General features: G+C 55.8%; 21 protein-coding genes. 13 read left to right on the forward strand and 8 right to left on the reverse strand.

Translation table 11 applies throughout. The features are described from left to right. Window positions 1–181 precede the first annotated feature (181 nt). From JM93_RS16455 to polA, 3 genes are all read right to left on the reverse strand, one after another. Complete coding sequence (locus tag JM93_RS16455) at window positions 182–2,593, reverse strand: PAS domain-containing hybrid sensor histidine kinase/response regulator (RefSeq protein ID WP_145345646.1); 2,412 nt, start codon at window positions 2,591–2,593, stop codon at window positions 182–184. Window positions 2,594–2,753: 160 nt separating this feature from the next. Further along, window positions 2,754–4,280, reverse strand: a complete 1,527-nt coding sequence (locus JM93_RS16460) for a YifB family Mg chelatase-like AAA ATPase (RefSeq protein ID WP_145345649.1) — start codon at window positions 4,278–4,280, stop codon at window positions 2,754–2,756. A 234-nt stretch (window positions 4,281–4,514) separates the two neighbouring features. Further along, a complete protein-coding gene (gene polA / locus JM93_RS16465) occupies window positions 4,515–7,490 on the reverse strand; it encodes a DNA polymerase I (protein WP_145345651.1) in 2,976 nt (991 codons plus the stop codon). Window positions 7,491–7,637: 147 nt separating this feature from the next. Between polA and JM93_RS16470 the strand changes: the two genes are divergently transcribed. Next, window positions 7,638–8,636 carry a GAF domain-containing protein gene (locus JM93_RS16470; protein WP_145345653.1) on the forward strand — a complete coding sequence of 333 codons (999 nt, stop codon included), beginning with the start codon at window positions 7,638–7,640 and terminating at the stop codon, window positions 8,634–8,636. Between the two features lie 219 nt (window positions 8,637–8,855). On the opposite strand, the gene JM93_RS16475 is transcribed toward JM93_RS16470, so the two are convergent. Both JM93_RS16475 and JM93_RS16480 read right to left on the reverse strand, forming a co-directional pair. After that, window positions 8,856–9,899 (reverse strand): acyltransferase family protein, encoded by a 1,044-nt coding sequence (locus JM93_RS16475; RefSeq protein ID WP_280114436.1) that lies wholly within the window; start codon window positions 9,897–9,899, stop codon window positions 8,856–8,858. A 144-nt stretch (window positions 9,900–10,043) separates the two neighbouring features. Beyond that, window positions 10,044–10,556, reverse strand: a complete 513-nt coding sequence (locus JM93_RS16480; RefSeq protein WP_145345655.1) for an FxsA family protein — start codon at window positions 10,554–10,556, stop codon at window positions 10,044–10,046. Window positions 10,557–10,797: 241 nt separating this feature from the next. Between JM93_RS16480 and JM93_RS16485 the strand changes: the two genes are divergently transcribed. From JM93_RS16485 to JM93_RS16525, 9 genes are all read left to right on the forward strand, one after another. Next, window positions 10,798–11,532 (forward strand): Tim44/TimA family putative adaptor protein, encoded by a 735-nt coding sequence (locus JM93_RS16485; RefSeq protein WP_145345657.1) that lies wholly within the window; start codon window positions 10,798–10,800, stop codon window positions 11,530–11,532. 15 nt (window positions 11,533–11,547) lie between these two features. After that, on the forward strand, window positions 11,548–12,720 hold the full coding sequence (gene mltA / locus JM93_RS16490; RefSeq protein ID WP_208995233.1) for a murein transglycosylase A: 1,173 nt from the start codon (window positions 11,548–11,550) through the stop codon (window positions 12,718–12,720). After that, window positions 12,717–13,286, forward strand: a complete 570-nt coding sequence (locus JM93_RS16495; protein ID WP_145345659.1) for a Smr/MutS family protein — start codon at window positions 12,717–12,719, stop codon at window positions 13,284–13,286. Before mltA ends, JM93_RS16495 begins: the two co-directional genes overlap by 4 nt. Before the next feature lie 7 nt (window positions 13,287–13,293). After that, window positions 13,294–13,665 carry a helix-turn-helix domain-containing protein gene (locus tag JM93_RS16500; protein ID WP_145345661.1) on the forward strand — a complete coding sequence of 124 codons (372 nt, stop codon included), beginning with the start codon at window positions 13,294–13,296 and terminating at the stop codon, window positions 13,663–13,665. Window positions 13,666–13,773: 108 nt separating this feature from the next. Continuing rightward, window positions 13,774–16,596, forward strand: coding sequence for a [protein-PII] uridylyltransferase (locus JM93_RS16505; RefSeq protein ID WP_145345663.1), 2,823 nt, complete (start codon window positions 13,774–13,776; stop codon window positions 16,594–16,596). Between the two features lie 57 nt (window positions 16,597–16,653). Then, the gene (gene murJ, locus JM93_RS16510; protein ID WP_145345665.1) at window positions 16,654–18,216 is read left to right on the forward strand and encodes a murein biosynthesis integral membrane protein MurJ; all 1,563 of its coding nucleotides are present in this window, start codon (window positions 16,654–16,656) and stop codon (window positions 18,214–18,216) included. 121 nt (window positions 18,217–18,337) lie between these two features. Next, window positions 18,338–19,417, forward strand: coding sequence for a tryptophan--tRNA ligase (trpS, locus tag JM93_RS16515; RefSeq protein WP_145345667.1), 1,080 nt, complete (start codon window positions 18,338–18,340; stop codon window positions 19,415–19,417). 123 nt (window positions 19,418–19,540) lie between these two features. Next, window positions 19,541–19,861 (forward strand): heavy metal-binding domain-containing protein, encoded by a 321-nt coding sequence (locus JM93_RS16520; RefSeq protein WP_145345669.1) that lies wholly within the window; start codon window positions 19,541–19,543, stop codon window positions 19,859–19,861. 118 nt (window positions 19,862–19,979) lie between these two features. After that, complete coding sequence (locus JM93_RS16525; protein WP_244300868.1) at window positions 19,980–20,468, forward strand: GNAT family N-acetyltransferase; 489 nt, start codon at window positions 19,980–19,982, stop codon at window positions 20,466–20,468. Window positions 20,469–20,475: 7 nt separating this feature from the next. Here the strand turns inward: JM93_RS16525 and cysK are convergent, their stop codons facing one another. Then, window positions 20,476–21,435 (reverse strand): cysteine synthase A, encoded by a 960-nt coding sequence (gene cysK, locus JM93_RS16530; protein ID WP_145345671.1) that lies wholly within the window; start codon window positions 21,433–21,435, stop codon window positions 20,476–20,478. Window positions 21,436–21,597: 162 nt separating this feature from the next. Further along, entirely contained in the window at window positions 21,598–22,044 is a 447-nt protein-coding gene (dut, locus tag JM93_RS16535; protein WP_425280829.1) for a dUTP diphosphatase, read from the reverse strand. Between the two features lie 165 nt (window positions 22,045–22,209). On the opposite strand from dut, the gene JM93_RS16540 reads away from it, so the two are divergent. The 3 genes from JM93_RS16540 to JM93_RS16550 all read left to right on the forward strand — a co-directional run bounded on the left by JM93_RS16540 (window position 22,210) and on the right by JM93_RS16550 (window position 24,214). Further along, window positions 22,210–22,629 (forward strand): hypothetical protein, encoded by a 420-nt coding sequence (locus JM93_RS16540; protein WP_244300869.1) that lies wholly within the window; start codon window positions 22,210–22,212, stop codon window positions 22,627–22,629. Window positions 22,630–22,653: 24 nt separating this feature from the next. Then, window positions 22,654–23,235, forward strand: a complete 582-nt coding sequence (locus JM93_RS16545; protein ID WP_145345674.1) for an OmpA family protein — start codon at window positions 22,654–22,656, stop codon at window positions 23,233–23,235. 181 nt (window positions 23,236–23,416) lie between these two features. Continuing rightward, on the forward strand, window positions 23,417–24,214 hold the full coding sequence (locus tag JM93_RS16550; RefSeq protein WP_208995234.1) for a DODA-type extradiol aromatic ring-opening family dioxygenase: 798 nt from the start codon (window positions 23,417–23,419) through the stop codon (window positions 24,212–24,214). Here the strand turns inward: JM93_RS16550 and coaBC are convergent. Then, the gene (gene coaBC, locus JM93_RS16555) at window positions 24,195–25,433 is read right to left on the reverse strand and encodes a bifunctional phosphopantothenoylcysteine decarboxylase/phosphopantothenate--cysteine ligase CoaBC (RefSeq protein WP_145345678.1); all 1,239 of its coding nucleotides are present in this window, start codon (window positions 25,431–25,433) and stop codon (window positions 24,195–24,197) included. The genes JM93_RS16550 and coaBC overlap by 20 nt on opposite strands. Window positions 25,434–25,446 lie beyond the last annotated feature (13 nt).

A 25,446-nucleotide genomic window follows, 5' to 3' on the forward strand; every position in this document is an offset into this window, starting at 1 on the left:
GTGCCTTTTTGTGTTTGCCGTGACAAGGATTGTCAGATCTTGAAGTCCGCCACGCACAGCCGTAGACCATAGTTTTCCGACAAATACGTGACATTGAGAAGACGCCTTGCATACTGGTATTAATACCAATGGCAGCCGCGGTGAACACACTGTGGCTGCAAGGAAGTCTCGGTCGCGCTCCTCAGGAAAAATGCATCTTCGAACTGGATAGTGCCTGCAGTGCTTCCTGAATCGCGTCCGCTGTGAGCGGTTTTGTCAGATAGCCTGATGCTCCCGCTGCTTTGGCTCGCTCTCGCGCGTCCTGCATTACGTCGGCAGTAACCATCAGGACTGGGATTGGATCGCGCCCTTGTTTGGCCTCTCGCGCTCGGATCTGCGTAATTGCGTCAAGCCCATCAAGGCCCGGCATGTGCAGGTCCATTAAAATCGCATCGAACTCATGTTCCGCTGCGGCAGCAACAGCCTTCTCCCCATCGACAACAACCGTCGGTTCGTGGCCGAGTTTTCGCAGGAGCGCCTCACTCAGAAGCCGGTTGATGTCATTGTCCTCGGCAACGAGAAGCTTGAGGGGCCGGGCCGGCGCCAGCCGCCGAGTTGTCACGCCCGATACCGGCGTATTGTGTTCGCCGGCCACATCCCAAACGGCTTCGCCGTCCTTGGCTTCCAATAGACCGGAAATCACGCGGTTCAGGGTTTCCATGCGAACAGGGCGGATCAGATAAGCAGAGTAGCCGGCCTCGCGCAGCCGGTCGAGACGGTCGCGCTCGGATGGCGCGATCAGCACAATCGCCGGGGCATCAATTCCGCTGAGCCGGGCAGAGGCAAGCCAGCCGCCGCTGTCGGACACGGCACTGTTGTCGACCAAAATGATATCCGCCAAGGACAACAGGTCGGATAGATCATCAGCACCCGGCATACGAATGTCCACGCCAGCACCGTCAAGTCTCAACCGATCCGCCAGCAATGGACATTCAATCCGGCTGTCGCTGACAAACACTATCCGTTTTCCCGAAAACGCAGGTGTGTGCGGGACCTCGGTTAGTTTTTCCGGAATGGGTATCGTGACCCGGAACTGTGCACCCTGATTGGTGGTGGGTTCGGCGACGATCGTCCCGCCCATCAATCTAACAAGGCGCTGTGCGATCGCCAATCCAAGGCCTGTTCCGCCAAACTTCCGGGCCGGGCCGTGGTCGATTTGTTCAAACTCCATGAACAGGCGGCTTGCCTCATCTGGGTCAAAGCCAATGCCGGTATCTCGGACTTTAAAGACGAGGTCAGTGCCGCCAGACACGTTCGCCTGGCCATCTATTTCAATGGCGACGCCGCCGTCATCTGTAAATTTCACGCCATTTCCTGTCAGGTTGAACAGGATCTGGCGCACCCGGATCGCGTCAACGGTCACCATTTCAGGCAACCGCGGATCGATACGCGTACCGATTTCTAGATCTTTGGCATGTGCCTTTGGCGCAAGGAGTTCAACAACGCCTTCGGTCAATCCGGTCAGCCGGGTCGGCACGGCCTGAATGTCGAGTTTTCCTGCTTCGACCTTTGAGAAGTCTAGCACCTCATCAATCAACAGAAGCAAGGTGTCACCGGACGTTTCCAGCGCCTCAATGTAAGCCGACTGTTCCTTGGTTAGCCGGGTGTCGCGCAAAAGCGCGGTCATGCCGAGAATGCCGTTCAGCGGCGTGCGTATTTCGTGGCTGACCGTGGCCAGAAAACGCGATTTTGCCTCGCTTGAGCTTTCCGCCGAGCGACGAGCGGCCAACAGCTCTTCTTCCATCATCCGCCGGTCGGTCACGTCCCGCAGGACTGTTTGGACCATGGGTTGCTCAGTCACAGCATCGCGCACACTTACATCGATCCGCGAATACCAGCGTGGGCCACGCGGAGTGTTCAGCTGCACGTCCCCGAACCCAAATCTTTTATGTGCTTCCAAGCTTTCGGTGCCTGCTTCGTCGGCTGGATCCGCACGGTCAATCAGCGGCAGGTTGATCGCCGACCCGATTTTGAGATTGTGTTCCGGCCCAAAGGCGTCATGCGCTGCTGCATTTGCATAAACGAGCGTCCCAGTCGGATCTCGGCGCAAAATGATGTCGCCGAGGCTCGACAGAATACCGGTGTTGCGCTCATCGGACTCGCGCAGTTCCCACGCGCGGTCTTCCAGGTCTTCGCATCGTTCCATCAGCCGGCGGATCTTGTCATCCTTGGCCACCAGAGCCTGAGAGAGCCGTAACTGATCGTCCGCCAGAAGACGCCAAACAGCAAGGCCGCCAGCGAAAAATGCAAGGCCAAGGGCGGCCAGCCGCATGGTTTGGCTGCCACTGATCAGAAAGAATGAGCCTACAAACGCGATGACCAGACCGGCCAGTGCAGCGTGCTGTATCCATTTGCCAGGGGCATCAACCGGTTTATCGGTTTCCCGCCGTAGAACGGGAGCGGCGCCGTATTCATGATCGGGCTCATGCCCGGATTCTGCGGACGGTCCTAGATCCGAATCGGATTTGGTGGCTGAATGCTCTTTGGATGTATCCGTATCCGGTCCGGAAAAGCTATGTACCGTTGTTTCAAAGCTCTTTTGTGCCAAGGCCAATACTCTCTCACGCAACACCGTTGAGGCCGATTCTCCATCAATATGCAGAGCAAGGCTTGAAAAAGCGTTTCATTGCTAAAAATAGCAATGGTTGTTCGCGAGGCTACACATAACCAAGTCTGCCGATTTTGGGTTAAAAGATCTTTTTTATATGCGTGCCTCAAGCCGCTTGACGTGCAAGATCTTTTCCCCGGTAGCTCAAAGCTTCTGCCAGATGTATGCGCGCGACACTGTCCTTGCCGTCAAGGTCTGCGAGAGTCCGTGCGAGTTTTAGAACCCTATGATATCCCCGAGCGCTTAGGGCAAGTTTTTCAGCGGCTTCACGTAAAAACCCCATCCCGGCCGCATCCGGCCGGGTCACGGTTTCGATTGTGGATGCGGGCGCATTGGCATTCGTTGTTCCCGGCAATCCAAGGTTCAAATATCGCTCGCGCTGTATCTGCCGGGCTTTTGAGACCCTGACCGCAACCTTTCCGGACGGCTCGTTGTCGGATTGGCCGATAAGATCCATAGCGCTGACCGCCGGAACGTCGATCCGGATATCGATCCGGTCCAGCAGCGGTCCGGAGATCCGGGCCTGATACTCGCTCGCGCACCGCTCGCCACGCCGGCATTTATGCCCGGGTTCGCCCGCATGTCCGCAGCGGCACGGGTTCATCGCCGCGATGAACTGGATGCGCGCGGGATAGGTGACCCGGTGGTTGGCGCGGGCAATCACCGCCTCGCCGGTCTCCAGCGGTTGACGCAGGCTGTCGAGCACTTGGGGATTGAATTCGGGCAATTCGTCCAAGAACAATACGCCGTTATGGGCCAGAGAAACTTCACCCGGTCTTGCACGCATGCCACCCCCGACCAGAGCGGCCATGGAGGCCGAATGATGTGGTGCGCGGAAGGGCCTCCGGTCTGTGAGGCGCCCGTCTGCCAACTCACCTGCGAGCGAGGCGATCATGGAGACTTCGAGCAGTTCCTTCGGCTGAAGCGGCGGCAGGATGGACGGCAATCGGCTGGCCAGCATGGATTTCCCGGCGCCAGGCGGACCAGTCATCAGCAGGTTGTGCCCACCGGCGGCGGCAATCTCCAACGCGCGCTTGGCGCTTTCCTGCCCGCGGACATCCTTTAGGTCGGGAAGGCTGTCTGGTGCGGTCTGCAACTTCGGAGCCGGGCGGGAGAGCACCTGTGTACCCTTGAAGTGGTTGGCGAGCTGGATCAGCGAAACCGGGGCCAGGATGTCCATCTCGCTGTCGGCCCAGGCGGCCTCTCCGCCGCTGGCGGCCGGGCAAATCAGCCCCTTTCCGAGCGCATTCGCCCCGACAGCTGCAGGAAGAACCCCGCTGACCTCCGCCACCGATCCGTCGAGGCCAAGCTCGCCCAGGACCGCGTAGTCCGACAAGATATCTGCTGGAATGGCGCCAATCGCGGCCATAACGCCGAGGGCAATCGGCAGGTCGTAGTGAGAGCCTTCCTTGGGCAGGTCGGCGGGGGCGAGGTTTACTGTTACCCGTTTTGCCGGAAGGGCGAGGCCGGAGGCATGCAAGGCAGCGCGCACGCGCTCGCGGCTTTCTGCAACGGCCTTGTCCGGCAGGCCGACAATCGTGAAAGCCACCATGCCCGGCCCGACTTGCACCTGAACGTCAACCGGAACGGCTTCGATGCCGTGAAAGGCAAGTGTTGTGACCCGGCTGACCATCGTGCTCTCAATTAATAAGTGTAATTTATTTTCATCACACTTTAAGCGAAGCGGCAAGTGCTGTGTTGAATGCGAATGATTGCTCTTTGTTTTGCACCAAAAACGCACGGAGTATGCTCTTCGGTGCTGGTCCCGGAGCGCAGGCTGGGGTGGCAAACCCGGTCAGACTGCCCGCATTCCGGCAAATTTACCTAAAAGCAGAAATGCCGCAAGGATCCGTACGGTTATGCTTGCCTAATGCGCTTCGTCCCAGTTGTCAGCGGCGCGGGCATCGACCTGGAGCGGGACGGAGAGTTTGAGGGCCGGGTCGCAGGCGTTTTCCATCACCTGCCGGATCACCGGGATCGTGTCCTCGACTTGGGGCTCTGGCACCTCGAAAATCAACTCGTCATGCACCTGTAGCAGCATCTGCGCATCCAGTTTCGATGACTGAAGCCGGTCTTCCATGCGCACCATGGCCCGGCGCAGGATGTCGGAGGCAGACCCCTGGATCGGGGCGTTGATCGCGGCGCGCTCATAAAAGGAGCGCATGTTTGGGTTCTTGGTGTTCACATCAGGATAATGCGCCTTGCGGCCGAAGATCGTGGTAACATAGCCGTTGGCATGCACCTGTTTCTTGGTCGCTTCCATATAGTCCTTGATGCCGGGAAAGCGCTCGAAATAGGTCTTGATGTAGTCGCCTGCCTCCCCGCGCGAGATGCCCAGCTGGTTGGCTAGGCCAAAGGCGGAAATGCCGTAAATGATGCCGAAGTTGATCGCCTTGGCCTGCCGCCGGACCATCGGGTCCATGCCCTCGATCGGCGTGCCGAACATTTCAGAGGCCGTCATGGCGTGGATGTCGAACCCGTCTTCGAACGCCTTTTTCAGCTGCGGAATATCCGCCATATGCGCCAGCACGCGCAGCTCGATCTGGCTGTAATCCGCAGAAATCAGCTTGTGGCCCTTCTCCGCCACGAAGGCCTTGCGGATCTTGCGCCCAGCAGCGGTGCGTACCGGAATGTTCTGAAGGTTCGGCTCCGAGGAGGACAGGCGCCCGGTGGTTGTGGCCGCAAGGGCATAGGACGTGTGGACGCGTTTCGTCTCCGGGTGAATGTACTCGGGCAGCGCGTCGGAATAGGTCGATTTCAGCTTGGAAAGCTGGCGCCACTCCACGATTTTCGAGGGCAGCTCGTGGCCTTCCGCCGCAAGGTCTTCCAGAACGGAGGCGGAAGTGGACCAGGCGCCGGTCTTGGTCTTCTTGCCGCCGGGCAGGCCCATCTTGCCGAACAGAATGTCGCCAAGCTGCTTGGGCGAGCCGATGTTGAAAGTTTCGCCGGCCAGGTCGTGAATTTCTGCTTCCAGCCCGGCCATGCCTTGCGCGAAGTCTCCGGAAAGGCGTGACAGCATCTGCCGGTCGACGGAAATGCCGCGCTGTTCCATGCGCGCCAGGACGGGCACCATCGGCCGTTCCAGTGTCTCGTAGACGGTCGCCATCCGGTCCGACGCCAGACGGGGCTTGAGCACCTGCCAAAGGCGTAGTGTGACGTCGGCATCCTCCGCCGCATAGGCCGTGGCCTTGTCGATCACCACCTTGTCGAAGGTGATCATCGACTTGCCGGAGCCGCAGATCTCCTTGAACGGGATCGGCTTGTGGCCGAGCCAGCGCTCCGAGAGTTCGTCCATGCCGTTGCCGCCTTTGCCTGCATCGACCGTGTAGGACAGCAGCATGGTGTCATCGTACGGGGCTAAATCCACCCCGTAGCGGGTCATGACGAGCCAGTCATACTTGAGGTTTTGCGCGATCTTCAAAACCGCCGGATCTTCAAGCATGGGCTTGAGGATTTCGATCGCTTCTTTTAGCGGGATCTGGCCCTCGACCAGCGCACCGCCGCCCAGAAGATCGCCCTCCCCGTCCACATGGGCGAGCGGCACGTAGCAGGCCTTGCCGGGTGCAGTGGCAAGCGACAGGCCGACGAGTTCGGCCTGCATGGCATCGAGCGAGGTGGTTTCGGTGTCAAACGCCACAAAGCCGGTCTCGTAGGCCTCCGCGACCCACTCTTTCAGCCTGCCGGTGGACATCACGGTTTCATAGGCGCTGGTATCAATGGTGGTATTGCGCGCCGCTTCCGCCCTGGCATTGGCCAGCGATTGCGGTGTCATGATGCCATCAGGGGCCGCTGCGCCCGCTCCGGAGGGTGTTGAGCCTTCAGTGCTGCCGCCGCTGCTTCCGGAACGCTCCGCCTGCCGTCCCTTGTGATCGGGAACGTCCCAACCCGGAACGTCGAAATCCTCCGGTTCGATATTGGCAAGGTCCGCACCCGTGGTCTCCGCCACGCGTTTGGTCAGCGTGGTGAAGCTCATGGCTTTCAGGAAACCGACTGCCTTCGGTCCGTCGATCTCCGTCACCGACAAGTTGCCGACGGGCACGTCAACCGGCACGTCGTCCTTCAAGGTGACAAGCTGCCTGGAGATCCGCGCCTGTTCGGCGAACTCGATCAGGTTCTCCCGACGCTTTTTCTGTTTGATCGTGTCGGCTTGAGCGAGCAGGGTTTCCAGATCGCCGAATTCCTCGATCAGGAGGGCGGCCGTCTTCAGGCCGATCCCGGGTACGCCGGGCACGTTGTCGACACTGTCCCCGGCCAGCGACTGGACCTCGATCACCTTGTCCGGGCCGACACCAAATTTTTCAAAGACTTCCGCTTCGCCGAAGGTCTTGTTCTTCATGGTGTCGATCATGCCGACCTTCGGTCCGATCAGCTGCATGAGGTCCTTGTCACCGGAGACGATGGTCACGCGTGCGCCCTGCGCTGCCGCCTGGCGCGCATAGGTCGCGATCAGGTCGTCGGCCTCAAAGCCTTCCTGCTCGATGCAGTGGACGGAAAAGGCGCGGGTCGCCTGCCGGATCAGGCCGAACTGCGGCACCAGATCTTCCGGCGGCTCCGGCCGCTGCGCCTTGTAGTCCGAATAGATCTCGTTCCGGAACGTCTGCGCCGAGTGGTCGAAGATCACCGCGAAATGGGTCGGCTCGTCGCCCTCTTCCGGGGTCAGGCCTTCCTGCAGCAGCTTCCACAGCATATTGCAAAAGCCCGAAACGGCGCCCACCGGCAAGCCATCCGACTTGCGCGTCAGCGGCGGCAGCGCGTGATAGGCGCGGAAGATAAAGGTGGAGCCGTCAACCAGGATCAGGTGGTCATCAGCGGTGAGGGCGGAGGCAGATTTTTGTGTCGACATGGCGCGGATATTGACGGTTGAGCGTCATCTATGAAAGCCCGCAATGAAAAAAAGAGCCAATAAGTTGGTGAGTTCTGGCTTGATCAACATGCTATAGATTGGTTGTGTTGCGGGTCCTTGTACGAGCTTAGAATGTGAGAATAAGTTGTGAGCGATGTTTTCAAACATGAATTTGCGAAAATATTTAGTCGCCAAGCCCAGAATCATACTGCGTCAATTGCCTTGCTGCAGGTCGTATTACCAGTTTCACTCGCTGTTTTAAGCGCCTCAACCGGATATCTTTGGGATTTAAGTCATTGGTTAGTTATAGCTCTTTGGGTCATTTTAGTCGTTTTTTGGATTTTATCTTGGTGGAAATCGCATCCTAACTATAGTGATATCCACAGACTCCTGTTGCAAAAACAAAATGATGACTCATTGATACTCGACCTCAACAATGAGGCGAGTGAATTAAAATCAATTGTAAACAATTTATATTTAAAAAATATTGCCTCATTCTCTTACAGGGCAATGTCAGTAAAGTATATACAGGAAATAAAGAATAATGGGATCGATCATATTTATTTTAACGAGGTTTTAGATGAGATTTTGTCCCCAATTTACCTACAGGGAGACATGATATTTGGTTTCAAAATCTCTGAAAAATGGAACGTTAGCGTTTATTTTCATCAAAAAGACGCGCGAATACTGAAGTCGGTATGGCGCCGAAAATCGAGCAGTCATCCGTCTCTCGGACTCGGTAGAGACTGGGTGCCCGGCGAAGGTCATGTTGGAAAGGCGTTCATAGATAGGCGCCCCATCTTCACAGGCGATGCCAATGATGATTCGGTCGCTCAGCTGTGCAGGGCCCGAGGTTCAAAACAGCTACATTATGATAACATCGCGTATGTATCGTTCGCTAGCGTGCCAATCTCAATATCAGAAGATGATGATTGCGACCCATACGGCGTATTGGTCGTCACTAGCGACATTGAAGATCGATTTGCAGAAGCATCATTAACTGAATTTCTAATGCATGCAGCCGAAACCATCGCTGTTGTTCTAGAGGTTTCAGGAGCAGATATAGGTTGTCTTGTTAACGCAAATCACGATATTTATGGGAAAACAAATGGAGAGCATGATGTCGGGTCGAATCCAAAAATCTAGTAGATCTGGCGTAAAAACAGTGGAAATTCAGACTGTTAAGATAGCTAGAAGCCTCGCAAACAACAGAAATAGCCCTTCATCTGCGCAGGCAGAGTTTGCGAAGAAACTAGTTGAAGAATCTTTTTCGCGTTCCGCAGCACTATTTTCCAAGCCAGCAAAAGCGAAGGCGGGCCACGGTTAAGAGCGTTTGTTAGCGCTCTAGTTTGTGCAGCGATCGCCCTACTCGGCCGCCTGTGGCGCTTGTTTCCGGCCAAAAGTCCCGCCGAGATAGGCCCTTTGCGGCCGCCTGAACAAGAACCCGCCAAAGCCTGTTTTCCGGATCATCCAGTAGAGGATCATCGGGCTGATCACCGCAATGACGGTTACAAGAAGGGACACGGTGCCGGTATCAAGAACGCCGAGCTTCAAGAGGACGATCCGCGCCACGCCCATTGGGAAGAAAAACGCCAAATAGATGACAATCGAGTTTTCGCCGAAGCGGCGCAGGAAATCCATGTGACCGGCTTTGACGATGAGGGCGCTGGTAAGGATGATCGCACCTGCCCCAGCCGCGCCCAGCGCTAAAGAGACGACCGGGAGCGCGGCCCAGCCAAGATACACAAGGGTGCCATTCGCGACACCCCAAAGACCCAGCAGGGCGAGGCTGAGGGAAATCCGCTCGCGGGCCCACTCGGCAAGCTCGAAGATTTTCGGTGCGAAGATGTAACCCGCATAGAAATAGACGAACCGCGAAGCGAACTCATCAACCAGAAGCCAGCCTGTATGGATGGGGGCAATCTGTAGCGCAGCGCCAACTGCCAGCATCAGTTGCCACGGCACACCCCGGTCATGGGCGATTTTGCAGATAACAAAGAAGATCGGCAGCATGTAGATGAACCAAAGCGTGCCGAAGGGCTGAACGAAACTGATCAGATAGAATTGCAGCGCACCGGCCCAGCCCATGTCACCGGCAAAGACCGGCGCTTTGATGGCGAACTGGATGGTCATCCAGAGCGCATAAAAATAAGCGAAGTGAACGACCTTCCGGTCGAGATACAGTTTCCAGTCACGGGTAATGACGTTGGCCAGGAAAAGTCCGGAAATCAGAAAAAAGTCGGGCATTCTGAAGGGGGCCGCGAAGGCGACAATGGCGTGCATCCATCCGGTCTCGCCGGCCGCCGCCTCCACCCCCAGCACGCAATGCATCATGACCACAAACACGATACAGATGCCTTTTGCGGTATCGACCCAATCGACGCGGGAAAGCTTAAAGGAATTTTGCACGCAGGCCTCGTACTGCAATTGATCCCTGCAGTGTAAGCCGAAAACGGCGTATATTGTGTTAATTACCGAGGGTATTGAAAGCGAAAGACGAACCTGCCGGTCACAATCGGGTGACCGAGAATGATATCTGTGCGGTCTGTTGTTTCACGATTTTTCATCAGCATCTGTCCAGGGGCTGATCTTCTTTTGGCCGTCTGCCGGATCGGTAGCGTCGCTCTTATGCGTTTCGGCCGACCAATCGCCCTCATCCAGATCCACTACGTTCGGATCCCGCCGACGTGCCCTGCCGTTTTCAACGATAACAACATTTGACCGCGCGACGATGAACCTGGCGATTGCGGCCCGCACGCCGGGAATAAACAACAAAAGACCAACGGCATCGGTGACAAAGCCCGGGATTAGAAGCAACAGGCTTGCCAAGACCATTAGCGCGCCATGCATGATGTCATCTGCCGGAACGCGCCCGGAATTCAACTCGTTTTGCATGCGCGTTACCAAAGAAAGGCCTTGCTGGCGGAGCATAAGCGACCCGGCAACAGCGGTCAGTATGGTCAAGAGGATCGTCGGCAGGATCCCGATAGCCTCGCCAACGGCAATAAAAACTGCAATCTCGATCAGTGGTAAAATCAGGATACCGGCGATGACGAAAAGTGCCACGAAAACTCCGCTTGTCTGCTAAATCTGCTTCTTGGTTAGAACCTAAGTATTCCTGAGCCGAATTGCGAGAACATTCCCCAAGATCTGTTTATGGCAAAAACCTTCTTGCTCTCTGGTCTGGATGCTGGTTCAAGGACGCCTTACATATGTAGAAACACGAGCGAACCGGATATACAGTGGGCGGTGTCCATGACACATCGCCTGATCCGAATGGCCCAGTCACAAATGCCGGAATAACAAAATGAACGAAATTTTCGACGTTTATAACATTATCTTTCTGGCGCTGGCTGTATTCATCATTTTCCGGCTGCGCTCGGTTCTTGGTAAAAGAACCGGGAACGAACGTCCGCCGTTCGACCCGTATTCAAAGTCTGACAGGCCTGATTCGCAAAACGGCGAGCAGCCGGGGGACGATAATGTAATTCCCTTGCCGGGTCAGTCATCGTCGCAAAACATGTCCGATGTGCCCGTGCGGCCGGAAAACGACGATGTAGTCATCGAAAAGGTCGCGCCGGCGGGTTCAGCTTTGAATGACTCGTTGAAGCAAATTCTATCGGCTGATCGCAGTTTCGAGCCGCAGGAATTCTTGCAAGGCGCCAAGGCGGCCTACGAGATGATCGTGACTGCTTTTGCCGAAGGTGACCGAAAGACGTTGAAAATGCTGCTGTCCAAGGAAGTCTACGATGGCTTTGTCAGCGCAATTGCAGACCGTGAGAAGCGCGACGAAGTGATCGAATCTACCTTTGTGGGGATCGACAAGGCCGAAATCGTCGAGGCCGCCATGAAAGGCACGACAGCCCAGGTGACTGTGAAAGTGCAGAGCCAGTTGATCTCCGCAACCCGTGACAAGTCCGGCGAAGTTATCGAAGGTGATCCGAACAAGGTAACCGAAGTTGTTGATGTGTGGACCTTTGCCCGTGACACATCGACCCGGGATCCGAACTGGAAGCTCGTGGCAACGGAATCCGCCGAATAACAAGGGGTAAACCTTGTGCGACCGATCGCAGGAACGCTTGCGCTCGCACTTGTTTTGTTATTGTGGCACCCGGCCCTTTCGGGTGACACGCAAATAGGGGATGACGCGGGATCTATGCTTGCTGACCTGCAACAAGATGCCCGCGAGATTACCTTCGGCCAGCTGGCTGGCTGGGATCTTGACGACCATCAGGCAGCTTTGATCGTCTTGCAGCACTTGTGTGCAAATCCAGCCACCGGCACAGGCCGCTCCATAAAAAAAGAAGTTTGCGCGGCGCTGGATGAAAAACGACCCGCCGAAAGCGCAAAGACCTTTTTCGAACGCGCGTTTCAGCCGTTCCAACTTAAGCAAAGCGGCTTCCTGACCGGGTATTTTGAGCCGGAACTCCCCGCATCGCGCAGATCAACGGATCGTTTTTCCTATCCGCTCTACAGAGCGCCGGAAAATCTCATCAGAATAGATGAATCGACCCGTCCGCCCGGCTGGCAAGAGCCGCTCACGCATGGCATGAGGACAACTAAAGGCGTGGTTGAAGCGCCTGATCGCGGTCAGATCATGGACGGCGCTTTGGACGGTCTCGGTTTGGAACTTGTCTGGCTGGACGATCCTATTGATGCGTTTTTCGTTCATGTGCAGGGATCTGCACGGCTTCGCCTTCACGATGGCGGCGTTATGCGGGTTGGATATGCCGGAAAGACTGGTCATCCCTATCGATCGATTGCCCGCGTACTCGTTGAGCGCGGTGCGGGAACACCCGAGCAATTGACCATGTCGGGTTTGAGAGCATGGCTGGAGAGGCATCCTGAAGAACGCGACCGATTGTTTCGTGAAAACCGTTCGCACATCTTTTTTCGCGAAGTCATTCTGGCATCGCCAGACGAAGGTCCGATCGGGTCGGCCGGTGTCCCGCTCCATGCAGGGCGAAGTTTGGCTGTCGATCCGCAGCACTATCCCCTTGGATTGCCGGTTTTTCTATCGAGCGATCTGCAAGCCATAGGCAACGGGCGCCCTTTTTCCCGCTTGGTAATGGCTCTGGACACTGGCTCTGCGATCAAAGGCGCTGGCCGGGGTGACCTTTTTGTAGGCTCGGGCGATCAGGCTGGTGCGATTGCCGGCGAAATCCGGCATCCGTCCGTGTTTACGGTTCTTGTCCCGCGCTCTTTACTGCAAAAGAGCAGTGGGCAATGAGCTCTGGAAAAAACAGACGAAAAGGCCAGTTGTCCCCCGAGGACCGGGAGCTTTGGGCAATGGTTGCCAAGACGTTGACACCACTGTCGAAAGACAAGACGGTGCCGGAGGTCAGCTTTAACGATCTTCTTGAAACAGACAAATCAAGCACAGCAGAGCCGCAAAAGACCGATACCGCAATCCGAACCCCGAAACAGGAAAAACGCACGCCGTCCCAGCCACCGTTGCAGCGTCTTGAGCACAAACATCGCAAGAAACTGGTGCGCGGCGTGGTTCGGATCGATGCGCGTATCGATTTGCATGGCATGACACAGCACCAAGCGCATGATCGTCTGCGTGGCTTTTTGTATGAAGCTCAGGCACGGGGCCACAAGACGGTGCTTGTCATCACAGGCAAGGGTGGCGCGCGGGACGCATTTATGAATGAACGGGGTGTTTTGAGGCGCGTGGTGCCCCAATGGCTTTCGATGCCGGATATGCGCTCGCTAGTGCTTGGATATGAAGAAGCGCATGTGACCCATGGTGGCGGCGGCGCCCTTTACGTGCGGATAAGAAGACGAAGGTGAGAGGGCAGTGACACCACTTGGAGCAAAAATCAGGGAACTTCGTGCCAAGCGCGGCGTGTCGTTAAAGGAAATGGCGGCTGCATTGTCGGTTTCTAGCGCTTATCTTTCAGCGCTGGAACACGGCAAGAGAGGCAAGCCGACATGGTTTTTGGTCCAGCGGATCATTTCCTATTTCAATGTAATTTGGGACGAAGCGGAAGAAATACAGCGGTTGGCGGAACTGTCTGATCCGAAAATCACGATCGATACGTCCGGCATGGATCCGAAGGCGACGGAACTTGCCAATCAGCTGGCCGATAAAATCGGCGGGTTATCACAAGAATCCCTTGCGCATCTGCTACACCAGCTTCGGGTTGCAGCGGTGAAGGACCGTATCTAGGAATTGGCCTGGTTGGCCTTAACCGCTTTACGGCTCATTATGGTGTGCCTCTTATAACTTGGCCTGCTAAACAAGCAGGAGCAGCGGCAAGCAAATCCGGCAGGTTTCATGAGACTAACTCAAGAGGACATCGCGGGCATCATTGATGCAGATGCATTGCGCAAAGAGTTGACTGGATTTACCAGTGCCGCGGAGGGGGACGGGTCTGACGCAAAAACGCGCGCGAAGGTTCTCAATGCCTTGAAAAAGGCCATGAAAGACGGCCGGGCTGAAGTGAGGAAGCGTCTTGAGGCGGATGGCGGTGGTCTGAAATGCGCGTGGCGCCTGTCCTTTCTTCAGGACGAGCTCATCCGGGTCATCTATGACTTTGCTTTCTATCATGTCTATCGGATTAAGAATCCGTCTGCCGCGGAACGTTTGTCCGTCGTCGCCGTCGGCGGATATGGGCGTGGAACGTTAGCGCCGGGATCTGACGTCGACCTTCTGTTCCTGCTTCCCTACAAGCAGACCCCGTGGGGCGAGCAGATTGTTGAGTATATTCTTTACATGCTCTGGGACCTTGGTTTGAAGGTCGGGCATGCTACCCGCAATATCGAAGAGTGTGTGCGCCTGTCTCGGTCGGACATGACGATCCGCACCGCCGTTCTCGAGGCGCGGTACATCTGGGGCGATGAGCCGCTCTATGAGGAGCTCGTCGAGCGTTTCTGCAAAGACGTTGTGGCGGGCACCAGTTCAGATTTCATTGCAGCGAAGTTGAAAGAACGCGATGAGCGGCACCGGCGCCAGGGGACATCGAGATATTTGGTCGAACCCAACATCAAAGAGGGTAAAGGCGGACTGCGGGATCTCAATACCCTGTTTTGGATAGCGAAATACCATTTTCAGGTCCGCAGTCAGGCTGAGCTTGTTAAGAAGGGCGTCCTGTCCCGCTCGGAATACCAAAGGTTCATGAAGTCGGAAGACTTCTTATGGGCAGTAAGGTGTCATCTGCATTTCCTCACCGGCCGTCCGGAAGAGCGCTTGTCCTTTGACGTTCAAAGGGAAATCGCAATTCTGCTCGGCTACACTCAACATCCTGGAATGAAGGATGTTGAACGCTTCATGAAGCATTATTTCCTTGTGGCCAAGGATGTGGGGGATTTGACCCGCATTTTGTGTGCAGCGCTTGAAGAAGAGCATGTGAAGGACGCAAGAGAAACCGGGTTAACTGGCCTTGTGCGCCGCCTGCGTCCCGGTTTTGGCAATGGACGTGTCAAACCGGTGGATGGTGCGACCGGCTTTGTGGTCGAGAATGGTCGCTTAAATGTCACATCTGACACCGTCTTTGAAAACGATCCGGCCAATCTTCTGCGAGTTTTTCAAATTGCAGACAAGCTCGGCATCAATTTGCATCCTCACATGACTAAGTTGATCCGTCGATCACTGAGACTGATTGACGGGACCCTGCGCTCAGATCCGGAGGCGAACCGGCTGTTCCTGACGGTGCTGACATCCCGTCACACCCCTGAAAAGACACTCCGCAAGATGAATGAGACGGGTGTTCTAGGCCGCTTCGTCCCCGAATTCGGCAAGGTCGTCGCGATGATGCAGTTCAATATGTATCATCACTATACGGTGGATGAGCATCTGATCCGCTCCATTGGCGTCTTGGCTGAAATCGAACGCGGAGACGGCGGGGACGATCACCCGCTTGCTACGGAGCTCATTCGCACACTGCAAAACCGTCGCGTATTGTATGTCGCAATGTTTTTGCATGACATTGCAAAAGGCCGCCCTGAGGACCATTCAATTGCAGGTGCCCGGATTGCGCGCAAGATCTGTCCGCGCTTTGGATTGAATGGTGCCGAAACAGAAACTGTTGCCTGGCTGATCGAGCATCACTTGGACATGAGCACGATCGCCCAATCCCGCGATCTCTCCGATCAAAAAACGATCACGGATTTCGCCCATGTCGTGCAGTCGATGGAACGGCTGAAATTGCTTCTGATTCTAACGGTTGCTGACATCCGGGCCGTCGGGCCAGGGGTATTTAACGGCTGGAAAGGGCAGCTTTTGCGGACCCTTTATTACGAATGCGAACCGCATTTGACCGGCGGGCATACGAAAGTGCCGCGACGGCAGACGATCGAGCATGCAAAACAGGAACTTGCCGGGCAACTGCACCATTGGCCGGAAGACAAGCGCGAAGAATATGTCGACCGGCACTATGCTGCCTATTGGTTGCGGGTTGCGCCCGATAGGCGCCTGGCCCATGCGGAAATGATCCGCAAAGCAGATACTTCCGGAGACAGACTCGCATTTGAAGTCACGCCACACGAGTTTGAGGCGGTGACGGAAGTGACCGTTTTGGCACCGGACCATCCGCGACTCCTGTCGATTGTCGCCGGCGCTTGCCACATAACGGGGGCCAACATCGTCGATGCGCAAATTGACACAACGACTGATGGTTTCGCGATCGACACGATCTTCATCAGCCGTGAGCTGCCAGATGACAGTGATGAAAGACGCCGGGGCCAGCGGATCACGGAAGTGATTGAAAAAACGCTCGCCGGTGAGACCGGTCAACCGGAACCGGTTTCCAAGAAGACCGCCCTCAAGGGGCGGATGAAAGCCTTCAAGGTGGAACCGGAGGTTCTGGTGCACAATTCGTGGTCGGACGAATACACGGTACTCGAAATCTCAGGGCTTGATCGGCCAGGGTTGCTGTATGATCTGACACGGTCGATCGCTACTCTCAATTTGAACATTGCATCAGCGCATATCTCAACCTTTGGAGAGCGGGTGGTTGATGTTTTTTACGTGACTGATTTGACCGGGCAGAAAATTGCCAATATCGGTCGGCAGGAGATTATTCGAGAGCGTTTGGCAGCTGCTGTCGACGGCTATGTGGACATGAGTCCGGCAGCACCGGTCGCGCGTCAGGCCTCCTAAAAAGCGAAGTTCACCCCTCACCTGGCCGCCTGTCGGCCACGGTTCTTGCAGGTCTAAATGAGCCTATTGAAGCACTTTGCCACGGTCGGTGGCGCAACTATGGCAAGCCGTATGCTCGGTTTTGTGCGCGACCTCTTACTCGCAGCCGCTGTGGGTACCGGGCCGGTAGCTGATGCCTTCGTGGTCGCCTTCCGTCTGCCCAACCTGTTCCGCCGTTTGTTCGCGGAAGGCGCATTTAACTCGGCCTTCATTCCGTTGTTTGGCCGTGCGGTTGAAGAGGAGGGGGATGCAGGCGCCCGGAAATTTGCCGGTGAAATCGGGTCTGCACTTTTGTTTTGCCTGCTGGTGCTGACCGCTCTGGCGCAGATTTTCATGCCGGCTGTCGTCTGGGCGCTGGCGCCGGGCTTTGTGGACGATCCCGAAAAATTCGATCTCACCGTCATGATGGCGCGGATCGCATTTCCCTATCTGATTTTCATGTCATTGCTGGCATATATCGGCGGAATTCTGAATACCTATCAGCGGTTTGCAGCTGCAGCCTTGGCCCCTGTGATGCTGAATGTGGTCATGAGCATGGTTCTTGGGGCCGTGCTTGTGTTTGGTGTTCAGGACAACACGACACTGGGCATAATTTTGACCGCGGGCGTCACTTTCGGCGGTATTGTTCAACTTACTGTCGTCGTTTTGGACCTCAGGCGCCTCGGCTTTTCCATTCCTGTTTTCAAGCCACGCTACACCAAGTCGGCCAAACGCCTGCTCTTTCTTGGAATTCCCGGCATCCTGGCCGGTGGCGTGACGCAAATCAACGTCGCCGTCGGGCAGATCATCGCGTCAATGCAAGCGGGCGCGAATTCGATGCTTTATTACGCCGATAGGCTTTATCAATTGCCACTTGGTGTGATCGGAATAGCAATCGGTGTGGTCCTATTGCCAAGCCTGACGCGGCAACTCCGCTCCGGTGCCCATGATGATTATCAGCGTAGTCTCAACAATGCGCTTGAGTTTTCGCTGGTTCTGACATTGCCGGCCGCTGTGGCGCTTGCTGTGGTGCCGCACGAAATCGTCAGGGTTTTGTTCGAGCGCGGCGAATTTGGCGAGCTAGCGGTCAACGGAACGGCAGCTGCTCTCGCGGCGTTTGCGTTCGGCTTGCCGGCCTTTGTGCTCAACAAGGTATTCTCGCCAGGCTATTTTGCGCGCGAGGACACGAAGACTCCGATGATATTTGCGGCGATCGGCATGGTTGTAAACGTGGCGCTGTCGATTGCACTGTTTCCTGCGCTTCAGCATGTTGGCATTGCGCTTGCGACCACGATCGCCGGTTGGGTGAACACCGGCCTGCTGATTGTCGTTCTGTGGCGCCGGGGTCACTTTGCTCCGACCGGGCGGTTGATGCGGAAACTGAGTTTGGTGCTCGCGTCTAGCCTCGCAATGGGCGCTGCTATTCATTTTGCTGCGATTTGGCTCCAGCCTTACTTGGCGCATAAGGGTTTCTTGACGAACGCACCTGCATTGCTCTGCCTCGTTCTGATCGGAATGCTGGTTTTTGCGTTCTGCGTTCAGCTTTCTGGCGGCAGTGACCTCATTTCTCATGCCAGATCGTTGAAGCGGCGCAACAGGTAACCAGCAACGCATAAAGAGGTGTTCGAAACTCTTGCATTCGCGCTTGGGCCTGCCTATCACCGGCGCCACCAATAACCCATGGGGGCCCGTCCAACCGGCCTTGCGAATAAAGGGAAACTTAATGTCCGCGTTCCACAACCGCGTTTTCTCCGGCGTGCAGCCGACCGGCAATCTCCATCTGGGCAACTATCTCGGTGCGGTTTCGCGCTGGGTGCCCTTGCAGGACCAGATGGAAACGATTTTCTGCGTTGTGGATTTGCATGCGATTACGGCCGGCTTTTCTGCAGCGGGCGAGCTTGCAAGTGCGACCCGCGAAGTCACTGCGGCTTACATTGCCGCTGGGATCGATCCGAAAAAGTCGATCATTTTCAATCAATCCCAGGTGCGTGAGCATGCCGAGCTTGCATGGATCTTCAATTGCGTGGCGCGGATGGGCTGGCTCAACCGGATGACCCAATTCAAGGAAAAGGCTGGCAAGAACAAGGAAAATGCCTCCGTTGGTTTGTTTGCCTACCCCAACCTGATGGCTGCTGACATTCTTGCCTATCGCGCAACTCACGTGCCGGTGGGAGACGATCAGAAGCAGCACCTAGAGCTGACGCGCGATATTGCTGCCAAGTTCAACAATGATTTTGCGGACCGGATCACGGAGCTGGGAATCGGCGTACCTAACCCTACCCCATCGCCTGAATTGCCAGAAAATCTCTATTTTCCGCTGACCGAGCCGATGATAGCCGGCCCCGCCACCCGGATCATGTCCCTACGGGACGGCACTAAAAAAATGTCGAAGTCCGATCCATCGGATTTGTCGCGGATCAATCTGACGGATGATGCAGACGCCATCTCGAAGAAAATCAAAAAGGCAAAGACCGATCCGGATGCACTGCCGACCGAAACCGGTGGTCTTGAGGGCCGCCCAGAGGCCGACAATCTCGTCGGCATCTATGCCGCGTTGACCGGAGTGTCGAAACAGGATGTTTTGAAGGAATATGGCGGCCAGCAGTTTTCCGCGTTCAAGCCGGCTCTGTCGGATCTTGCAGTGGAAAAGCTTTCGCCGATGACGGACGAGATGCGGCGGCTTACGGATGATCCTACCGAGATAGATGCGGTCCTGAAGTCAGGTTCCGAAAGGGCTTCCGAAATAGCAGAGCCTGTGCTGAAGGACGTTCGCCAGATCATTGGTTTTCTCGACGTTCACTGATCGGCTTTTTTTGATGAAGCGCTGATGTGTCATTAAGCACGGCACTACTTTGAGAGCTGATGCAGCTTGAAAGCACTTGTGCGCCTCCCCACTGTCATAGCCGGACAATCGGAGGCGCATCACATGCTCGTATCGACCACACACACACTTCAGGGCAAGGAAATTACCGATTACAAAGGTGTTGTAACTGGAGAGGCAATTCTTGGCGCAAACATCTTTCGGGATCTTTTTGCGGGGATCCGGGATATCGTAGGCGGCCGCTCGGCGGCTTACGAGGAAGAGCTGGCAAAGGCTCGCCAGATTGCCATGTCAGAGATGCAAGAGCGAGCACAAGTACTTGGCGGCAATGCCGTTATTGGTGTTGACCTAGACTATGAGACGGTCGGTCAGAATGGCTCAATGTTAATGGTGAGCGCAACGGGAACGGCGGTCGTTGTCAGATAGCCCCGACTTGTCGGCGCAACACGCGGGATTTCGAATTCTGCCGGGGTTCTCAAAAAGTCAGCCTAAAACCGCTGCCTTGATGTTTTGGCACGCGTTCTCGGGGAAACTGGGAAAAATTTTGGCGCCTGACACCAAGGCCTTGTGTCTTATCGAACGCATTTTAGATCCGCAGTTTGCGATCCGGGCGGAGGCGCCAGACGGAACGCTTCTCGGATTGGCAGGATACAAGACCAACGGTGGCGGTTTTGCAAAGGGCTCCTTGGAAGACATGTGCGCAGTTTACGGCGCCTTTGGTGGAACGTGGCGCGGCCTGTTGCTAGATTTTTTAGAGCGTGATCTCAAAGTCGGCGAGTTGCTGATGGACGGCATCTTTGTGTCTGAACAGGCGCGGGGCCAGGGTATTGGCTCGAAACTGCTCGATGCGATCTGCGCCGAGGCGGACAGCAGACACAGCAAATCGGTTCGGCTGGACGTTATTGACACCAATCCAAGGGCCCGGGCGCTTTATCATCGCAAGGGATTTGAGGATGCCGGTGTGGAAACGATAGGCATCCTCAAACACATTTTCGGATTTTCGTCGGCAACGAAAATGATCAAACGGCTTTAAGCTCGGACTAAAGGCCCTCGAAGAGCGCTGTCGAGAGATAGCGCTCTGCGAAAGATGGAATGATCACCACAATCGTCTTGCCGGCCATCTCATCTCGTTGTCCGACCCGAATTGCGGCTGTCAGCGCAGCGCCTGACGAAATGCCGACTGGTACGCCTTCGGTTTTCGCGACCTCGCGCGCCATCGCGAAAGCATCGTCATTGCTGATGGTCTGCACTTCGTCAAAAACCTTAGTGTCCAGAATCCCCGGCACGAACCCGGCGCCGATGCCCTGGATCTTGTGGGGGCCCGGGTTGCCGCCAGAAAGGATCGGACTGTCTGCAGGCTCTACTGCAACCACATGCAGATCCGGCTTTTTTGCCTTCAGAACCTGGGAAACCCCGGTGATTGTACCGCCGGTCCCGATTCCTGAAACAAAGACATCAACCTGACCTTCAGTGTCGTTCCAGATTTCTTCAGCGGTTGTGCGCCGGTGAATGGCCGGGTTGGCTGGATTTTCGAACTGTTGCGGGATGACGCCGCCTTCGATTTCACCGGCGAGTTGCTCGGCGCGGGCAATGGCGCCTTTCATGCCCTTGGAGCCGTCGGTCAATTCAAGCTCTGCGCCCAGGATTTTAAACATTTTGCGCCGTTCGACGGACATGGTTTCAGGCATCACGAGCACCAGGCGATAGCCTTTGGCGGCGGCAACAAAGGCCAAAGCAATTCCGGTGTTGCCCGATGTTGGCTCTATCAGGACAGATTTGTCCGGAGAGATCGTTCCGGCCTCTTCCATTGCCTCGATCATGGAGACGCCAATCCGGTCTTTGACGCTCGCAATCGGGTTGAAGAACTCGAGCTTGGCCAGAAGGTGGGCTTTCACACCGTGTTCATGCGCCAGCCGGTCGAGCCGGACGATCGGTGTGTCTCCTATGGTCTCGGTAATTGATCCGTATATCCGCCCGCGCCCAGGTTTGCGCTCACTCATGACAGTTCCTCCGGCAAATCGCCAAGTTCAGTTTTCGATGCACTAACATAATGCGGGGTTTTTCCGGGTTTAAGAGACAGTCTTAAGGAAATATCCGGCATTGTAGAATGAAATTCTATGAAGACTCAAAAGATCGAAGACTTATAGAATTCTGTCCCAAGTTTATCTGCCTGTCGACCCAAAGCCGCCCGATCCACGCGCGGTTTCCGGCAAGGCATCGACTTCAAGAATGATCGCCTGGACAACAGGCGCAATAACCATTTGTGCGATCCGCATGCCGCGCTCCACAATAAATGGTTCTTCACCGTGATTGATCAGAATTACCTGGATCTCTCCCCTGTAATCCGCATCAATCGTGCCCGGTGTGTTCAGAACGGTAACGCCGTGTTTGGCCGCCAGTCCAGATCGCGGGCGAACCTGTGCTTCAAAACCAGCCGGGAGAGCCATGGCAAGACCGGTCGGGATCAGCGCTCTCTGGCCGGTGGCGAGTTCGATTGGTGCCTTATTTGCGGACGTCAGGTCGAAACCAGCCGCGAGGTTTGTCTGATAGGCGGGCAGCGGCAGATCAGCCGCATGCGTAAGCTTCTTGAATTCCAGTTCCACTGCCATGGTATTCATTCCAATTGTTGTTTTGCGCACTGATCTTCCTTCTAGACAGCATGTCAAGTCCGCGCGCATGCGATTCGAGCTTGCGTGATTATTGACCTTGCGTCAGTGTTCGGGTGTCGGCACCGCCGGTACGTTTGCAAGTTGCAATGCAGGGAGAATAGCAGCGTGACACGAATACTTTTTGCGGTTGCTGCCATAATGATGGCGGCTGGAATCACCACAGCGTCCGCCCAAACCGTCGGGTTTGCGGATGCAATTAAAATCTTGAGCGTGAGTTGTGGGAAAGACATTGAGGCACACTGCAAGAATGCCAATCTGGGCAACAATGAAATAGGCCAGTGTCTGGAACAAAACCAGTCGAAGATTTCAGCTCAGTGCAACGCAGATCGTGTACGTGTAACTGCCTTGATCCAGGAACGGCTCGCGGCGCAGGCTGCGGCTCCAAAACTCTGCGACCGGGATGCTCAACAGTATTGCAAACTGGTCAAGCCGGGTGCTGGCCACGTGTTGAGATGCCTTTTGAAGGCTCAGCCATCTGTCAGCAACAAGTGCAATGAGGCGATCGACCTTGCAGGTTACCGCTAGGTCCCATTCAACTAGGAGCCTTCCATGAGAAAGACCCTTTCACTGGCTGTTTTTGGAGCCGCAACATTCGCAATGACGGCGATGGGCACCGCGCAGACAGAATTGTCCCGGAACCAGATCATCAACTCTTTGCAGGGTGCCCAGACCAAGGTTGAGATCAGCGCTGACGAGCTGCGCCGCCAGGCGATTGAACACATCAACAAGTATCCTGGTGATAATTCGACGGAAGTGCTGCCGTTGTCGGCGAAGCTCGCCCAACTTCGGCAATTCAATGTCGAGGTGACATTTGATTTCGACAGCGCTCGCATCAAGCCGGAATCCTATGAAACCATTGGGCTCATGGCCGATGCGCTTCACACTCCTTACCTCATGGGGCAGCTTTTCTTTGTTGTGGGACACACAGACGCCAAGGGAAAACGCGAGTATAATCTTGAGCTCTCCCAACGGCGGGCTGAGGCCATCCGCGAAGCTCTGGTGACGACATTCCGTGTCCCGCCGGAAACGCTGGAAGCTGTGGGGTTAGGAGAGGAGCAGCTGAGAGACCCGGCTAACCCGGATGCCGAGGTGAACCGGCGGGTTCAGTTGATCAACGTTGGGTATCCCTGAGACATAACAGGTCAGAGTTCAGAGGCGGCGAGCCGCCTCTGATAGACAAATTTTCTGAAATATCGAGATTTGTTCGATAATTGTGAACGATAAGTTTCCGGTTTTTTGTATTCCAAGACGGGGCGTGTAGGGCCATTTGGACAGGATGGGCGTTGCCGCCAATCTGTCCAAGGAGCCTGTCGTGACATCAGCTACCAAATCTTTAGACCCTTTGTTTCTGGCACATGGAGCACCAACACTTGCGATACGCGATATCCCAGCGCATCGTTTTCTGCGGGAACTCGGACCGAAATCTGTTGCACCAAGAGGCATCGTTATTCTGTCGCCGCATTGGGAAACGGCTGGCCAAAAGATTTCCGCACCCGGGCCTCTCAAAACAATCCATGATTTCCGCGGCTTCTCTCAAGAGCTCCACAACATCCAATATGATGCTGTCGCCGAACAATCGCTTGTTGACGCGGTCGCAAAACAATTGAATGAAGCAGGTATCGCATTTGAGGAAGACGCAAGCTGGGGCTTAGACCACGGCGCTTGGGTCCCGCTATCACTCACGTTCCCGGCCCCCGAAGTCCCGATTGTGGCTTTGTCTCTGCCGCATGACAGCACGCCGCGAAGCATCCAAGCACTCGGAAAGGCGCTTCATCCTCTTGGGAATCAGGGCATTCTGCTCATAGGGTCGGGCAGTACCACCCACAACTTGAGCGAAATAAAACCCGAGGGGACGCCGCCGCCCGACTGGGTACTAGAGTTTGACGCGTGGCTTGATGAGAAGATGGCGTTAGGTAAAATTTACGCGTTTGACGATATGGAAACCGCCCCGCATTTCAGGCGGGCACATCCGACTGAAGAGCACCTCTTGCCTGTATTTTTCGCCATGGGTGCGGGAGGCGACCATGCTACACCTCGGCTTTTGCACCGCAGTTATGACCATGGCACGTTGAGCATGAGTTATTACCGATTTAGTGCGGGGGTGAATTGAAAAACGCGGCGATTTTCTCGACGAGGCGGCCGGCAACCTCCGTCTTGTCGAGTTGCGGCCAATCTTCGACGCCCTCAGATGACACGATTCGGACGGTGTTTTTGTCGCCGCCCATGATCCCGCCTTCCGCACTCACATTGTTTGCAACGATCCAGTCGGCGCGTTTCCGGGTCAGTTTTGAAGTGGCGTTTTCTAATAAATTTTGGGTTTCTGCGGCAAAGCCGATCAAGAGCATCGGGCGCAGCGTGTCGTTGTGACCAATGGTTGCCAGAATATCGGGGTTTTCAATGAGGTCCAGCGCCGGCGGTTTGCCACTGCCGTCTTTTTTAATCTTGTGGCCGTCCTCTGCGGCCACACCCCAATCGGCTACGGCTGCCGCCATGATTGCAATGTCGGCAGGAAGGGCGTTTTTCACCGCTTGCAGCATGGCTTTCGCCGTTTCCACATGAACAACCGTGATGCCTTGCGGATCGGGAATGGTTACCGGACCCGAGACGAGGATGACATCAGCGCCCGCTTCCGCTGCCGCCTGGGCAATTGCATGGCCCTGCTTCCCCGAAGATCGGTTGGCAATATAGCGCACGGGGTCGATGGGCTCATGGGTTGGACCTGAGGTGATGACCACGCGACGTCCGGACAACGGCTTGTCGATCGGAGTGCCACTCACCGCCTTGCCTGCTAAGATCTCTCCGACTTCTTGCGCGATTTCAAGCGGCTCCGCCATGCGCCCAATGCCGGCTTCTCCGCTCTCGGCCATTTCCCCTCGTTTTGGACCAACGAAATGTTTGCCGTCAGAGGAAAGAGTTGCCTGATTTCTCTGTGTTGCCGGATTGCCCCACATACTGGGGTTCATGGCCGGAGCCAGAAGCACTGGTTTGTCAGTGGCCAGCAGAATAGCGGTTGCGAGATCATCTGCGATGCCATGCACCATTTTGGCCATCATATCGGCTGTTGCCGGGGCAACGAGAATGAGGTCGCACTCTCTTGCCAGACGAATGTGCCCGACGTCCTGTTCGGCCTCGCGGTCAAAGAGTTCGGTGTAGACCTTGTCCGCACTCAATGCCCCTGCCGCCAAAGGGGTAATGAATTGCTGCGCACCTTTAGTCATCACGACGCGCACGCGGGCTTTGCGTTCGCGCAGGCGTCGGATCAGATCGAGCGATTTATAGGCCGCGATACCACCGCTGATGATCAGAACAATGGTTTTTCCTGCCAGCATCGCAAGCCTCCAT

Origin of the sequence: Roseibium hamelinense (genome assembly GCF_007830545.1) — a bacterium.
Classification (GTDB): Bacteria; Pseudomonadota; Alphaproteobacteria; order Rhizobiales; family Stappiaceae; genus Roseibium; species Roseibium hamelinense.

Bases quoted from the DNA above. Each gene is read 5' to 3' on its own strand.
- JM93_RS16460 (WP_145345649.1), bottom strand. From the start codon at position 4,280: ATGGTCAGCCGGGTCACAACACTTGCCTTTCACGGCATCGAAGCCGTT.
- polA (WP_145345651.1), bottom strand. From the start codon at position 7,490: ATGTCGACACAAAAATCTGCCTCCGCCCTCACCGCTGATGACCACCTG.
- JM93_RS16485 (WP_145345657.1), top strand. From the start codon at position 10,798: ATGAACGAAATTTTCGACGTTTATAACATTATCTTTCTGGCGCTGGCT.
- JM93_RS16495 (WP_145345659.1), top strand. From the start codon at position 12,717: ATGAGCTCTGGAAAAAACAGACGAAAAGGCCAGTTGTCCCCCGAGGAC.
- JM93_RS16505 (WP_145345663.1), top strand. From the start codon at position 13,774: ATGAGACTAACTCAAGAGGACATCGCGGGCATCATTGATGCAGATGCA.
- murJ (WP_145345665.1), top strand. From the start codon at position 16,654: ATGAGCCTATTGAAGCACTTTGCCACGGTCGGTGGCGCAACTATGGCA.
- trpS (WP_145345667.1), top strand. From the start codon at position 18,338: ATGTCCGCGTTCCACAACCGCGTTTTCTCCGGCGTGCAGCCGACCGGC.
- JM93_RS16520 (WP_145345669.1), top strand. From the start codon at position 19,541: ATGCTCGTATCGACCACACACACACTTCAGGGCAAGGAAATTACCGAT.
- cysK (WP_145345671.1), bottom strand. From the start codon at position 21,435: ATGAGTGAGCGCAAACCTGGGCGCGGGCGGATATACGGATCAATTACC.
- dut (WP_425280829.1), bottom strand. From the start codon at position 22,044: ATGGCAGTGGAACTGGAATTCAAGAAGCTTACGCATGCGGCTGATCTG.
- JM93_RS16545 (WP_145345674.1), top strand. From the start codon at position 22,654: ATGAGAAAGACCCTTTCACTGGCTGTTTTTGGAGCCGCAACATTCGCA.
- coaBC (WP_145345678.1), bottom strand. From the start codon at position 25,433: ATGCTGGCAGGAAAAACCATTGTTCTGATCATCAGCGGTGGTATCGCG.